Consider the following 12,290-nt stretch of genomic DNA (forward strand, 5'->3'; position numbering starts at 1 on the left):
TCAAATGTCACGCCTTTCAGTCAAATTGTGCAATTTTTTCAATGTCGGCAACGGTTACTAAATGCAGTTCGTCCATTAACTGCATGGAAAAGGTACCCGGCCGTTCTTCTTGTAACTGGCCAGCTACGAGTTGACCGGTGGCCGCAAATACCAGGCAGGCAGTCTGAGCCGCTTCGAAATAGTCGTTATCGCTAACAGCGCAAAAAGCGGCGACAATACTACTCAGCATATCGCCCGAGCCCACGTGAAGTTGAAACAGTGGTGAGCCGTTGAAGACCCGCGCCACGTGCTCACCATCCGTGATCACATCGGTAGCACCGCTTAAAATAACCACACAATGGTGCATGTTAGCAGCTGCCTTAGCGATCTCAACCACGTCTTGGTCACCGGAACCGGCATCGATTCCCTTGGCATCCCAGGCAACATTCGCCAGTGCCGCAATTTCACCAGCGTTGCCGCGAATGACATCCACCTGGAACTGATTCATCAACTCGTTGGCCACTTGCTTTCGATAATCAATCGCACCGACCGCCACTGGATCAAGCACCAATGGCTTGTGATGCGTATTGGCCGCTTTACCCATGGCCAAGATATGGTCGACTTGCGGTTTGGTAAAGGCACCAAGATTCAGGGCAACGGCGCTGCTGATTCCCACCATTTCATCCGTTTCGCTGATCTCTTCTGACATAATCGGTGATGCGCCAATGGCATTGATGCCGTTAGCCACATCTTGGACGGTCACAAAGTTAGAAATGTTTAGCACCACCGGATTGGTTTCTCGAATCTTATTCAGTAGATCGATCTTCATATCAATATCCTCCAATTTAGAATTCAAACAACCGCGTTTATTCCAAAAAAGAGTCGAACTAAACGAAACGTTTAGTTCGACTCACTACCAGTCAAGACCAGCCCGAATTGAACACGTTCCTACGCAAGTATGAACTTACAGGTTCAAAGGGATCATGCATGGCATGCACATCTCAGCCCCAGTGATGGGACACCCCTCGTGTTGTTTGCTTTGATTGTAAGCGATTTCGTTTGTGAAAGCAAGCTGTGAAGTCTTGCTCAAGGCTGCTGGGACGTGTACATTCGCCCCAATTATAGGTTTCAATTCATGACGGGAGTCCCCATTCACTTGCGATCACTTTAACTGGTTACACTGTCGTGACAATTAGAGTCGATCATTCAAAATATTTACAAGAATCGAGTATGAAAATTAAAAAAAGTGCCAGAAAAAATCTGACACTCACCTTCGCGTTACTCAAGATCTGTGCATTTGACAGCAAAACATACTCCGCATAGCCACCATCAAAATCACGCCCCATGCCGCCCATGATGCTCACGACTTTTTGACCGACTGGTAACCGGTCTGGTTCAGTTGTCTCAGCAATTTCACCGACGCATTCAATCCCCAAGATGCGTGGAAACTGCACGTCAGGTGATTCGCCATTTCGGGTATAGATTTCAGAACGGTTGATACCAAATCCTTTCACCCGCACTAAAGTCCACCCAGGCTTAACCTTGGGTGTCGGGACATCCTTTAGCTGTAATGCTTCTGTCCACCTGCACGTTCAATAACGATTGCCTTCATCCTCATTACCCCTTTTCAAACGGCTAGTTCACGCCCTCTAGTTGGCAAGGCATGAACCTTTGATGCGTAAAATGCATTATTTTAAACCACCATCATTTAGCCTGGTACTCATGGCACTCCCATTGTCTATCACCATCAACAACAAATCATCGTGGTCGGCACGGTGATGAACACCCGGACCTCACTATTCACAATTTAGCGGCTATTGTTTATCCGTATCACCATGAATCCGGCTGATTGTTTTCAGTGCGTCAACAAAGCCTTCTGGTTGAAAGCTAGGAAACCGTTTCTGGATCGTTTCGCGAATCTGCGCCTCTTCCGGATCCAAAATGGCTCTGATTTGGGGATACAAGTGAGCGCCCTTTGCCGTTAATCGCAACTGCTGAGCACGCTTATCCGTTGGCAAACGCTTACGAACGACTATTCCCCGGTCTACCAGTTGTTTGATTGCCCGGGTGACATTGCTCGGATTAACGAATTCGGTTGCCAATAAGTCTTTTTGCAATAAACCCGGGTTATCATGGATCTTCAAAATGTAATGGTATTGGCTGGCGTTAACACCTAACGTCTCAAGTTGACGATCAAGATGCTGACTGACTTGTCGCCCAGCAATCACCAACCATTTAGCAATTGAATTCCCATCTGTTTCAGCCATTTGATCACCTCCACATCCATTAAAGGTTCAGCAGTTGCACCACTGTGCCGCTGCCGACCTGATCTTTATCCGACTGACTCAGTGATGAATCAGCCAAGAATGTTCCAATTTTAGCCATTGGCTCATACGGATAGTCCGTTGAAAACATCACGTGATCAGCACCGAACTCGGCGACTGCCCAGTTCAATTGATTTTGATCAAACATGCCACTTGGCGAGACGTACAAATTTCGATGAAAGTAATCAGAAATATCGTGCTTAATTGCCGGATGGGTCGGCATGATTGTTTCGTCCAAACGGTGCATGTAAAAGCTATATAGTTCACCCCAGTGACCCATCATGATCTTAAGATTAGGAAATTCATCAAACCGACCAGCCAAGACCATTCGGGTGAATTCCAGTCCGGTCTCAGCGTGCCAGCCAAATCCGGGTAGGCCCAGTGCACCACCAGTTGCAACGGGATATTGATCACTCAAATAATAACGTTGCATCACGACAGGATCAATGACCGAAGGATGAATATAAACCGGAACATTCAGATCCGCAGCCACCTGCCAGAGCGGTTTAAACTTTGGGTCATCCAGCCATTGATTATTAATGCGACCATGAATCATGGTGCCCTTTAGCCCCTTTTTAACGGCTCGTTTCAATTCAGTGACTGCGGCATCAACATCTTCTAAGGGTAGCGCAGCAAAACCGGAAAACCGAGATGGGTGGGCCTGAATAATAGCTACCAATTGATCATTCATCCGTTGAGCCAGCGGGATGGCGACTTTCGGATCGGTATTTTCCAATCCCATATCCGACAGCACCTGCATCTGCATACCATGGGCGTCTAAAAAATTGATGCGCTGTTCCATAGATTCTTGTAACTGCTGATCGACGTCATACTATGCTACCCCGCCTTGAATTGCCTGACCAATCCTTTTTGCTTGTGGATCAGAGTTTGCTGACTGGTGCGGTTGCGGCGCAGCTTGAGCAGCTGAACTAGTAAAGTGTTCCTCCACCCCAATTAATTTTGTCATTGGTTGATAACCTCCTGTTTCACTTGTCTAAACGAGCAATCTATTTGAATTGTCAATAGTCTATCACTATTTAGTTGCGTGCGCAAATATATTTATCTGACGGTCGAATTCTAAAATGATCGATAAAAATATCTGTCTATCAAATATTGATTCAAAATTTATAAGCGCTTTAATCTGCATACTGGTCCATTAGTATTCTCTGGCAAACTAGGTGATAAAAATATCACTACTTTTAATCTCAATAACGTCATTTATAATTAACGTCAGAGAGAAAAATTATATCTACGGAGGCAAATCGAATGAAAGCAATAGGTGTTAATACCGGAACATCACGTCTGAAAGATTTAAAAGTCCTGGATGTTCCAGAAAAGCCCGTCGATAAAAGTGAAGTAAAAGTGGCCGTTTATTCTGCTGGACTCAATCCCCAAGACTATCGGATGGTTGAAGTCCCAGATGCTAAAAAAGCTGATCTTGTTGAGCGGCCGAATCCACTAATCATTAGCTCTGAGTTTTCCGGAATTGTAACGGAAGTTGGTAGTGCAGTGACTAAATTTAAAGTTGGCGATGCCGTGTATGGCCGACCACCACTACCCATTTTTGGCTGTTTAGCTGAATATGTTTTCATTGATCAGAAATTTATAGCTAAAAAGCCTCAACAAATCAATCATAGTCAAGCCGCTATTCTGCCCGTCACATTCCAAACAGCTTACATGGACCTAGTGACAAAAGCTGGTGTCAAGCCTGGTCAAACCGTCCTTGTTTTAGGTGGCGCAGGCGGTGTCGGTTCCTTAGCGGTTCAAATTGCTAAAGATATTGGCGCACGTGTTATTGCAACTGGCCTAACAAAAGATATGGATCGAATTAAGGACCTGGACGTTGACGTGGCAGTTGATTCTCAAAAGGGCGAATTGGCAAAAATATCTGAAAAAGTTGATATTATTTTTGATACTGTCGGTGTAAAAGCCCAAGCAGAAGCAATTCACCTTGTTAAAGATGGTGGTTGCGTTGTCTCTTGCATGGTTGTCAACACCGATCCATCAATTACTGATAATTCAACCATCACCTTTATTCCATTTGAATTTGCGCAGGCCAATGAAGAAGCCTTAGAATTTGCCAATAAAATGGTCGAAAAGGGCGACCTGGATCCCGTGTATACTAATGAAATTTCATTTAACAGTAACGATGTTATTTCGGAAGTCAAGGATGCATTAAATGCGATTTGGAACAACACCAAAAAGGGACGAACCGTAGTTAAAATTAAATAATTAATATCAATTGCAATTAAAAAATGCGTCTCACCCAAAAGCAGGCCTAAAATTCTTGAATTTTTAAGAATTTCAGACCTGCTTTTAAATTACAAAAGTTTTTTCAATTATTTGGGTATTAATTTCGTTAGCCTCTGGCAGAGCTCAGGTATCTAAATGTTGATCTCCCCAGGCCTTCATATGCTTTAAAATTGGGACAAAACTTTCTCCAAATTCAGTTAAAGAATATTCCACTCTTGGTGGTACTTCGGGATAGACTTTTCTTGAGATAAAGCCATCCTCTTCAAGCTCCCTCAACTGTTTAGCCAACACAGATTGTGTAATATCTCCTAATTCACGTTTTAATTCACCAAACCGAGTTGTTTTAACTGTAATTTTCCATAAAATGATAATTTTCCATTTGCCAGCGAGCATTTTTTGCAACTTCACCATTGGCAGACACGGATATTCATCGATAGGTGCCATTTTCACGCCCTCGTTCCTTAAGTTCTAACTTTCCATCCATCAGAAAAATGGTTTGTAAAAATAATCGACAAACCATCAATCTATTTTCAGCTTAAGTTTAGACCTTATTTATAATTGAAAGCAACAGGAAAAGTTACAAGCTATTTCCATATTGCAGGCACAAGTGAACGAAGCAAATTAGCTCAAAAGCGCCATCTAACTGACTCTGGCTCAAATCCAAACCCGGGAATTTTGCGCTTTTTAAGCCACCGTGCCGAAACGTGTTCGGAAAGGCCGAGAGTTGCATCTAACTGACTCTGGCCCAAAATCCAGACCCGGGATTTTTGGCCAGAAGTCTACATAGCCGAAACGTGTTCGGAAAGGCCGAGACCTGCATGTAACTGACTCTGGCCCAAAATCCAAGCCCAGGATTTTTGCGCCCCTTAGGCCACCGTGCCGAAACGTGTTCGGAAAGGCCGAGACCTGCATGTAACTGACTCTGGCCCAAAATCCAAGCCCAGGATTTTCGGCCCGAAGTCTACATAGCCGAAACGTGTTCGGAAAGGCCGAGAGTTGCATCTAACTGACTCTGGCCCAAAATCCAGACCCGGGATTTTTGGCCAGAAGTCTACATAGCCGAAACGTGTTCGGAAAGGCCGAGAGTTGCATCTAACTGACTCTGGCCCAAAATCCAAGCCCAGGATTTTTGGCCAGAGTCAGTTAGACTCCACTCTCAAACCCGCCTTTCCTCACACTCTATTTCTTACCACGTAATATCATCCGAATTCGTCGCCAATCCCGCTTCCCCTCGGAAGCCATCAATCGTCTTCATATCATCCTCGGCAATCTTAAAGTCAAAAATTTCCGTATTGGCCTTAATATACTCCTCATGCACCGACTTTGGCAGCGGCAAGAAGCCGTGCTGCAGATGCCACCTCAGTACCAATTGCGGCACCGACTTACCATACTTATCCGCGATTGCCTTCAGACCTTCAATCTTGAAAATCTTACCCGTTCCCAGCGGACTATACGCCTCCGTCACAATATCATGATTGTTATTATATTCGACGACACTTGGCTGCAAATCTGACGGGTTCAGGAAAATTTGATTGACCATCGGCTTGATCTTCGCCGTTTTCAACAACGCGTCCAAGTGCTTCGGCAGAAAGTTCGAAACGCCAATTGCCTTCGTCAAACCCTCTTCATAGGCCTCTTCCATGGCTTTCCAGGACTCCGCATTCGCTTCTTCCCAGTTATCATGGAACTTCGCCGGACGTGGCCAGTGAATCAGATACAGATCCACGTATTCCAAACCAAGCTTAGAAAGCGACGTCCCAAGCGCCTGCTTCGTATTTTCGTAGCCGTGATCATCATTCCAAAGCTTCGTGGTGACCCACAGATCCTCACGCTTGACGCCCGAATCATGAATTGCACGGCCAACTGACTCTTCGTTGCCGTAAAATGCAGCGGTATCGATATGCCGATACCCAGCGTTCAAAGCGGCTAAAACCGAGTTATAAGCCACGTCGCCATCGGGGGTCTGCCAGGTTCCAAAACCCACGACGGGAATCTTAGTACCGTTGCTGAGTGTATAAGTATCAGTTAATGACATTGGGGAATTCCTCCTTTAGACTCTTTAATACTGCTAAGTTTACCGTTTTTCGAGGAACTCGTGCAAGCATTTAGGTCAGCCAATATTCATCACTAGCTTACTTTAACAGTGCCAACAACCTGTATTTTACGGTAAAACAACCACCTTGCCGAAACTATCGCTGCGGTCTAACGCCGCTTGGGCGTCACCGGTGTGGGCTAAGTCAAAGATCTGGCTCGGTTGAACGTCAATGTGGTGGCTCTCAATCAAGTGCAATAAGTCAGCGATTTTTTCTTTGGTGACGTTGAAACCCGACCCAAAGTTGGTCAGACTGGCACCCATTGGCAAAACGAACGGATCAAAGTCCTTGATGACCCACTCATTACCGAGGCCACCAGTTAAGCATAGGTAACCACCCGGATTAAGGTGCTTGAAAGAATCCTTGATGGTCTTAGTTCCGACTAGCTCTAGAACCGCGTCAAAATGGTCATCGGTTTGCAGCTCAGAATTAGTATCCAGCACTGGTTCATCGCAGCCAACCTTCTTTAACAGATCAAACTTAGCCTTTGAACGTGTACTGCCCGCGACCTTGATTCCAGGCTTGATTGCCTTGGCCAGTTGAGTAGCCGCAACACCAACACCGCTGGTAGCTGCCCGAATGAGCACCGAATCAGCGTCTTGAATATGCATGTTATGCAGTGAACCATAAGCTGTGTAGTAGGTTTCCGGCACCGCAGCCAGTTCCGGCCACGACAAGTTGGTGGCCACAGGATAGATCTGCGCATTTGGCAACAGGGCGTATTCCGCGTAGCCGCCATCAAATGCACGACCCATGCCGCCCATGATACTAACCACTTTTTGACCCACTGGCAAATGATCAGGGTCGGAGGTGTCGGCAATCACACCAACGCATTCGATACCTAAAATTCGCGGAAACGTAACGGTTGGTGACTCTCCATTTCGGGTAAAGATCTCCGACCGGTTAATACCGAAGCCCTTCACCTTAACCAGCGTCCAGCCAGGCTTAACTTTAGGGGTGGGTACCTCTTTGAGTTCCAACGCCTCCGGTCCACCCGCGTGTTCGATCACGATTGCTTTCATTTTGACGACTTCCCTTCTAAATTAATGACTAAAAGCACAAAAGCCTACCAGAATTGGTAGACTTTAAATGTCATATTTTTTGTATGCATGCGTGTATCATTTACAAAGCTAAATCAGCATCAGATTAGTGATGTTTGGTGCATCACTCATCGTTAAACATATCATTTAAGCCACCACTTTAAGTATAGTCCCAAGGGCAGTCGAATTCGAATCTCTGCATTTCAAATTTAATCAACTTGATCCTACACTTGTTCAGCAGTCACTCAACTGAATTAATTACCACGGTACGATACCACCATCTTGAGTGAAGGTCCCGTTCAGATCGTTCTTTGGATCCAGAGCAATCTCGATGGTCCGGTGAGCGCCACTTTCAACCGGCTTGGCACCGTTCTTCTCGAATTCTGCCTTATTAACCAGATCAGTGGCGGTCATGCCAGGATCAACGGAGTTAGCGGTGATACTAGTCCCCTTAAATTCCTTGCTGTAGGCAACTGTAATGGCATTCACAGCGGTCTTCGAAGCTTGGTAAGCGTAGGAAGTGATGTGTGAAAACATTGACGTCGGATCAGTTTGCGAGGTCAACGAACCCATTTCACTGGAAACGTTGATGATCTTACCAAATGGCGCCTTCTTTAACAACGGAATTGCGGCGTGCGTCATCGCAGAAGTACCGAAGAAGTTCGTTTCAAATACCTTGCGAAGGTCTTCCTCACTAGTTTCTGCAGGTAAGCCGCCCTCTGGTCCTGGGATGCCGGCGTTATTGATCAAAATGTTCAAGTAACCGTATTTATCCTCAACGGTCTTAAGGGCTTCTTTGATGGAGTCGCGGTCCGTAATATCACAGTGGACTAACGTGACATCCAAGCCTTGGTCCTGTAATTTCTTTGCTGACTTTTGACCTAGATCCATGTCGTAAGCACCCATGAAAACGTGTTGACCATGTTGGCTTAAAGTCTGAGCCTCAACGAAGCCCATGCCCCGTTCTGCACCAGTAATTAAAGTTACTACTTCATTTTCACTCATTGTTTTTTGCTCCCTATATATTTATTTATTGTAGTAGGCAATTTTGACCAAGCTACTTCTGCATTTCACGTTTAATATAGCCTTCAAGACCCGTTGGTTTGCGGCCTAACAGGGTTTCCAAGACCAGCGGATTCCCATCCAAGCCCCAGTCGGAATATGAGTCTGACAAGTGCTTGAAGGCTGCCCTCATATACAAGTCCGTGACGTGGATCTTGCTGAGAAAGTCATCCAGATCCACGTGAACGGCTTTAGCGTGTTCACCGGTAATTTGGTTATAGATGGCGACCACTTCATCTGGTGTGTAGGCTTTCTTGGTGCCTACCAGTTCGAAGGTACCCTTATTGTATTTGTCAGGATCCTTTGCGACCTTCGCAACGACTTCGCCCACATCCTGGTCATCCACGTAGCAAAGCTTGCCCGTTGAGGTATAGAAGTATTCAAAAGTTCCAGTCTCGTGCACCTGTTTAGGCAAGAAGTTATGCGTGTAGTGCATCGGCTGCAAGATCGTGTATGGCAGCTGCTTCTTCATACCCGTGTAGACCAAGTGTTCTTCGACGTCACGCTTAGCAACGTGTTGCAGCAGACTAGTCAAGATCGAATGGGTCACGGAGATAAAGATGAACTGGGAGACGTGGTTGGTCACACTGAAATCAACCAGTTGTTTACCAATCAAGCTCTCTTCAGCAGAGAACAGCGGTGGAATATAAACGATCTGGTCGCTTTCTTTGGTCAGCTTGTCGATCAGTTCAATATTGGTTAAATCACCGACGAAAGCCTGTTTGATACCCGGCAGATCCTTTACAGCTGGATTGATATCGGTAGCTCCGACTTCAAACCCAGCGTCCACTAACACTTTGACAATAGCGCTACCGGCATGTCCGGCAGCTGAGGTAACAGTAATCATAATTTTTCAAAGCTCCTTTGAAAAGCAAATTTTGACCAAATGCAGTTCAACATCGATTACCAAGGCACGATGCCGGCATCTTCAGTGAAGGTTCCGTTGGCATCGTTCTTTGGATCCAAGGCCAGTTCAATGATTCGGTGAGCACCGCTTTCAACGGTTTTAGCACCGTTCTTCTCAAACTCTTCCTTATTGACCAAGTCGGTGGCGGTCATCCCTGGGTTAACGGAATTAGCGGTGATATTAGTTCCCTTGAATTCCTTACTGTAAGCGACTGTCATGGCGTTCAAAGCGGTCTTAGAAGCCTGGTATGGATAAGCAATAATGTGTGAGAACATTGAGCTTTGATCCAGAGCCAATCCCAAGGAACCCATATCACTGGTGACGGTGATGATCTTGCCAAATGGCGCTTTCTTCAATAGTGGTACTGCAGCGTGCGTCATGGCTGAAGTGCCAAAGAAATTCGTTTCGAAGACCCGTCGCAGGTCTTTTTCATCCGTTTCTGAAGGTAGCCCGCCTTCTGGCCCAGAGATCCCAGCGTTATTAATTAAAATATTTAAGTAACCATACTTATCATCAATCGTCTTAATAGTTGCGTTAATTTGATCACGGTCAGTAATGTCGCAGGCAACTAACGTGACGTCTAAGCCTTGATCTTGCAGTTCTTTAGCCGATTTTTGACCTAAATCCATATCGTAAGCACCCATGAAAACGTGTTGACCGTGTTCACTCAACGTTTTGGCTTCAACCAAGCCCATGCCTCTTTCAGCACCTGTGATCAGCGTCACAATCTCGTTTTGACTCATAGTGATTTTCTCCTTTAGCACTTTAGTAATTTATTCACAATTGTCAGCAAAAATTATTCTGTGTCAGCGACCTTAACAGCCGGTTCAATGCCAGCCGCCTTTAACTGACGGGCACACCAGTTTTCAACGCTTCGAGGTTTGTGGTCCAACAGCTCAATCAGCTGTTTATTGTTACCAGCCCAACCCCATTTATTGTAGGAATTATGCAAAGCGTAGAACGTTTCCGTGGCAAAACTATCACTGCCAGCAAAGTAATCTGGCCAATACTCAACTAACTTATCTTCTGGCACTGAGATCGGTGTGATTTCCTTGCCGGAGACCTTGCTCATGACAGCAGCGACTTCACGAGGTGTCATGGTTTCGTTGCTGCAAGTGTAGATAGCGTATTTATAACCGTCCTCGGTCAGAACCTTAGCTGCACAGTCAGCAACATCCAGTGGATCGACCCAGGAAACGACGGTATCGATATCGCACATGCTTGGATACTGCCCCATATCATAAAACAGTTTCATAAAGATGTTTTGATGGTACGTTGAAGGCCGTAGAACAGTCCAATCCAGGCCACTTTCAAAGTCACGGTACAGCAGGTACTTTTCGTCCTCCGCTTTCATCCGGTGTTGCAGCAAGGTACTCATATTAGGATACATGCAGGATAGATAAACGAACTTCTGGACCTTGGCGTCGATGGCGGCATCAATTGCAATTTTACCCATCTTTGCTTCTTGGTAGGTAAACTGCGGTGGAATATAGAGCACTTGGTCAACGTTTTTCATGGCCTCCGCCACAAATTTAGCATCGCGACTGTCACCCACCAACACTTCTTTAACACCCTGTTTTTCAAAATTCTTAATCTCTGGATTCATATCAATGGCTCTGATATCGAATCCCTTCTTGGCAAGGTAAGGTACGATTTGACGGCCAACTTTCCCATAAGCACACGTAACTAGTAACATTTTCACAAGGCCTCCTTTTGACCAATAGTGTAAGCGCTTTTTATCAACTCGTCAAGTATTACTTTATGAGTTTCTTTTTATTTGTTTTTGTGTATACTGTAACTAGTGGATTATGAGGAGTGAAAAAAATTGACGACGGAAAAAATCTCGCAACGACAAGATCAATACGATCGAGGTCGCCATTTATTTTTAGAAACAGCCAAAAAACTGTTTAAGTCAGAGGGTTTCGACCGGACCAAAATCAGCGATATCGTGAAGGCGAGCGGTAAAAACGTGAGCACGCTATATCACTACTTTCCAAACGGTAAAACAGACCTCTTTAAAGCGTTGCTGCTAACTGATATTAAAGCCGAGTTTGATAAACTGGAAAAAATGATGATGCCTGATACTGATCAACCTGTTGTCGAGGCGTTACATGCGGTTTATCACCAATTTGTGCACATTTTCTATACCAACTGGTACCTGATGTCGATCATGTTTTACTATAAGAGTGAATTTTCCGAGGAAATGTCACCGATCACAAGAGCTGGAACCGATCATATTCGTTCTCTATTAGCTGAATATTTAAAGCAAAAAGTCGCTCAAAAAGAGCTTTACATCCCCGACTGTGACGTTGCTGCCAAGCTTTTCTTTGCGCCAGGAATGGAAGCGATGGTGGTCAATTTTTCTGAACCCGAAAAAGACGTCTACGATACCAGCCAAATTGACGCGTTAATTGCCACTTGGCAGCGTGATACGATCTTTTTTGACCAGCCCAAGTCGTGATTTAGAGTCTTGCTAAACGTTGTGGGGGAGTAACAAAAGTTAATATTGGTAAGTAGCTAACTGATTTCTTAACGCTAAGGTAGTTCACCCTGTTACTCAACCTCTAGACTTTACATGGTCTAAACGTGCGTCAAAAGCCATGCAAGTAAAGAGCGCCGTAGATTCCAAAAT

13 protein-coding genes, 1 pseudogene and 1 riboswitch are annotated in these 12,290 nt (G+C 45.2%); of the genes and pseudogenes, 2 read left to right on the plus strand and 12 right to left on the minus strand.

From position 1 onward, the window contains the following. Nucleotides 1-16: 16 nt before the first annotated feature. From thiM to GM612_RS12600, 5 genes and pseudogenes are all read right to left on the minus strand, one after another. A complete protein-coding gene (gene thiM / locus GM612_RS08690) occupies nt 17-808 on the minus strand; it encodes a hydroxyethylthiazole kinase (RefSeq protein ID WP_155431987.1) in 792 nt (263 codons plus the stop codon). 99 nt (nt 809-907) lie between these two features. Further along, a riboswitch (TPP riboswitch) is annotated at nt 908-1,015 on the minus strand. Between the two features lie 250 nt (nt 1,016-1,265). Further along, nucleotides 1,266-1,591 (minus strand): annotated as a pseudogene (locus tag GM612_RS08695) (alcohol dehydrogenase catalytic domain-containing protein); the annotation flags it as partial. A gap of 202 nt (nt 1,592-1,793) precedes the next feature. After that, the gene (locus GM612_RS08700) at nt 1,794-2,246 is read right to left on the minus strand and encodes a MarR family winged helix-turn-helix transcriptional regulator (protein ID WP_155431988.1); all 453 of its coding nucleotides are present in this window, start codon (nt 2,244-2,246) and stop codon (nt 1,794-1,796) included. Between the two features lie 19 nt (nt 2,247-2,265). Continuing rightward, entirely contained in the window at nt 2,266-3,105 is an 840-nt protein-coding gene (locus GM612_RS08705) for an amidohydrolase family protein (protein WP_155431989.1), read from the minus strand. A 30-nt stretch (nt 3,106-3,135) separates the two neighbouring features. Beyond that, nucleotides 3,136-3,270 carry a hypothetical protein gene (locus GM612_RS12600; RefSeq protein ID WP_281349250.1) on the minus strand — a complete coding sequence of 45 codons (135 nt, stop codon included), beginning with the start codon at nt 3,268-3,270 and terminating at the stop codon, nt 3,136-3,138. Nucleotides 3,271-3,569: 299 nt separating this feature from the next. Here GM612_RS12600 and GM612_RS08710 point away from each other — a divergent pair, with 299 nt between their 5' ends. Beyond that, nucleotides 3,570-4,535 carry an NADP-dependent oxidoreductase gene (locus GM612_RS08710; protein WP_155431990.1) on the plus strand — a complete coding sequence of 322 codons (966 nt, stop codon included), beginning with the start codon at nt 3,570-3,572 and terminating at the stop codon, nt 4,533-4,535. Between the two features lie 144 nt (nt 4,536-4,679). Here GM612_RS08710 and GM612_RS08715 read toward each other — a convergent pair whose 3' ends face one another. The 7 genes from GM612_RS08715 to GM612_RS08745 all read right to left on the minus strand — a co-directional run bounded on the left by GM612_RS08715 (nt 4,680) and on the right by GM612_RS08745 (nt 11,354). Next, complete coding sequence (locus tag GM612_RS08715) at nt 4,680-5,000, minus strand: winged helix-turn-helix transcriptional regulator (RefSeq protein WP_155431991.1); 321 nt, start codon at nt 4,998-5,000, stop codon at nt 4,680-4,682. Nucleotides 5,001-5,742: 742 nt separating this feature from the next. Further along, the gene (locus GM612_RS08720; RefSeq protein WP_155431992.1) at nt 5,743-6,591 is read right to left on the minus strand and encodes an aldo/keto reductase; all 849 of its coding nucleotides are present in this window, start codon (nt 6,589-6,591) and stop codon (nt 5,743-5,745) included. Nucleotides 6,592-6,717: 126 nt separating this feature from the next. Further along, nucleotides 6,718-7,671 (minus strand): zinc-binding dehydrogenase, encoded by a 954-nt coding sequence (locus tag GM612_RS08725; RefSeq protein ID WP_155431993.1) that lies wholly within the window; start codon nt 7,669-7,671, stop codon nt 6,718-6,720. A 276-nt stretch (nt 7,672-7,947) separates the two neighbouring features. After that, complete coding sequence (locus tag GM612_RS08730; protein WP_155431994.1) at nt 7,948-8,694, minus strand: SDR family NAD(P)-dependent oxidoreductase; 747 nt, start codon at nt 8,692-8,694, stop codon at nt 7,948-7,950. A gap of 52 nt (nt 8,695-8,746) precedes the next feature. Further along, nucleotides 8,747-9,598, minus strand: a complete 852-nt coding sequence (locus tag GM612_RS08735) for an NmrA family NAD(P)-binding protein (protein ID WP_155431995.1) — start codon at nt 9,596-9,598, stop codon at nt 8,747-8,749. Nucleotides 9,599-9,654: 56 nt separating this feature from the next. After that, complete coding sequence (locus GM612_RS08740; RefSeq protein ID WP_155431996.1) at nt 9,655-10,401, minus strand: SDR family NAD(P)-dependent oxidoreductase; 747 nt, start codon at nt 10,399-10,401, stop codon at nt 9,655-9,657. A gap of 53 nt (nt 10,402-10,454) precedes the next feature. Then, nucleotides 10,455-11,354, minus strand: a complete 900-nt coding sequence (locus GM612_RS08745; protein WP_155431997.1) for an SDR family oxidoreductase — start codon at nt 11,352-11,354, stop codon at nt 10,455-10,457. Nucleotides 11,355-11,483: 129 nt separating this feature from the next. On the opposite strand from GM612_RS08745, the gene GM612_RS08750 reads away from it, so the two are divergent. Then, nucleotides 11,484-12,119, plus strand: coding sequence for a TetR/AcrR family transcriptional regulator (locus GM612_RS08750; RefSeq protein ID WP_155431998.1), 636 nt, complete (start codon nt 11,484-11,486; stop codon nt 12,117-12,119). The last annotated feature ends 171 nt before the right edge of the window (nt 12,120-12,290 follow it).

The sequence above is a fragment of the Secundilactobacillus folii genome (genome assembly GCF_009720675.1).
In the GTDB taxonomy this organism is placed as follows: Bacteria; Bacillota; Bacilli; order Lactobacillales; family Lactobacillaceae; genus Secundilactobacillus; species Secundilactobacillus folii.

Coding starts and splice junctions, on each gene's coding strand:
- GM612_RS08705 (WP_155431989.1), bottom strand. CDS start 3,105: ATGGAACAGCGCATCAATTTTTTAGACGCCCATGGTATGCAGATGCAG.
- GM612_RS08730 (WP_155431994.1), bottom strand. CDS start 8,694: ATGAGTGAAAATGAAGTAGTAACTTTAATTACTGGTGCAGAACGGGGC.
- GM612_RS08740 (WP_155431996.1), bottom strand. CDS start 10,401: ATGAGTCAAAACGAGATTGTGACGCTGATCACAGGTGCTGAAAGAGGC.
- GM612_RS08715 (WP_155431991.1), bottom strand. CDS start 5,000: ATGGCACCTATCGATGAATATCCGTGTCTGCCAATGGTGAAGTTGCAA.
- GM612_RS12600 (WP_281349250.1), bottom strand. CDS start 3,270: ATGACAAAATTAATTGGGGTGGAGGAACACTTTACTAGTTCAGCTGCT.
- GM612_RS08720 (WP_155431992.1), bottom strand. CDS start 6,591: ATGTCATTAACTGATACTTATACACTCAGCAACGGTACTAAGATTCCC.
- GM612_RS08700 (WP_155431988.1), bottom strand. CDS start 2,246: ATGGCTGAAACAGATGGGAATTCAATTGCTAAATGGTTGGTGATTGCT.
- thiM (WP_155431987.1), bottom strand. CDS start 808: ATGAAGATCGATCTACTGAATAAGATTCGAGAAACCAATCCGGTGGTG.
- GM612_RS08725 (WP_155431993.1), bottom strand. CDS start 7,671: ATGAAAGCAATCGTGATCGAACACGCGGGTGGACCGGAGGCGTTGGAA.
- GM612_RS08735 (WP_155431995.1), bottom strand. CDS start 9,598: ATGATTACTGTTACCTCAGCTGCCGGACATGCCGGTAGCGCTATTGTC.
- GM612_RS08710 (WP_155431990.1), top strand. CDS start 3,570: ATGAAAGCAATAGGTGTTAATACCGGAACATCACGTCTGAAAGATTTA.
- GM612_RS08745 (WP_155431997.1), bottom strand. CDS start 11,354: ATGTTACTAGTTACGTGTGCTTATGGGAAAGTTGGCCGTCAAATCGTA.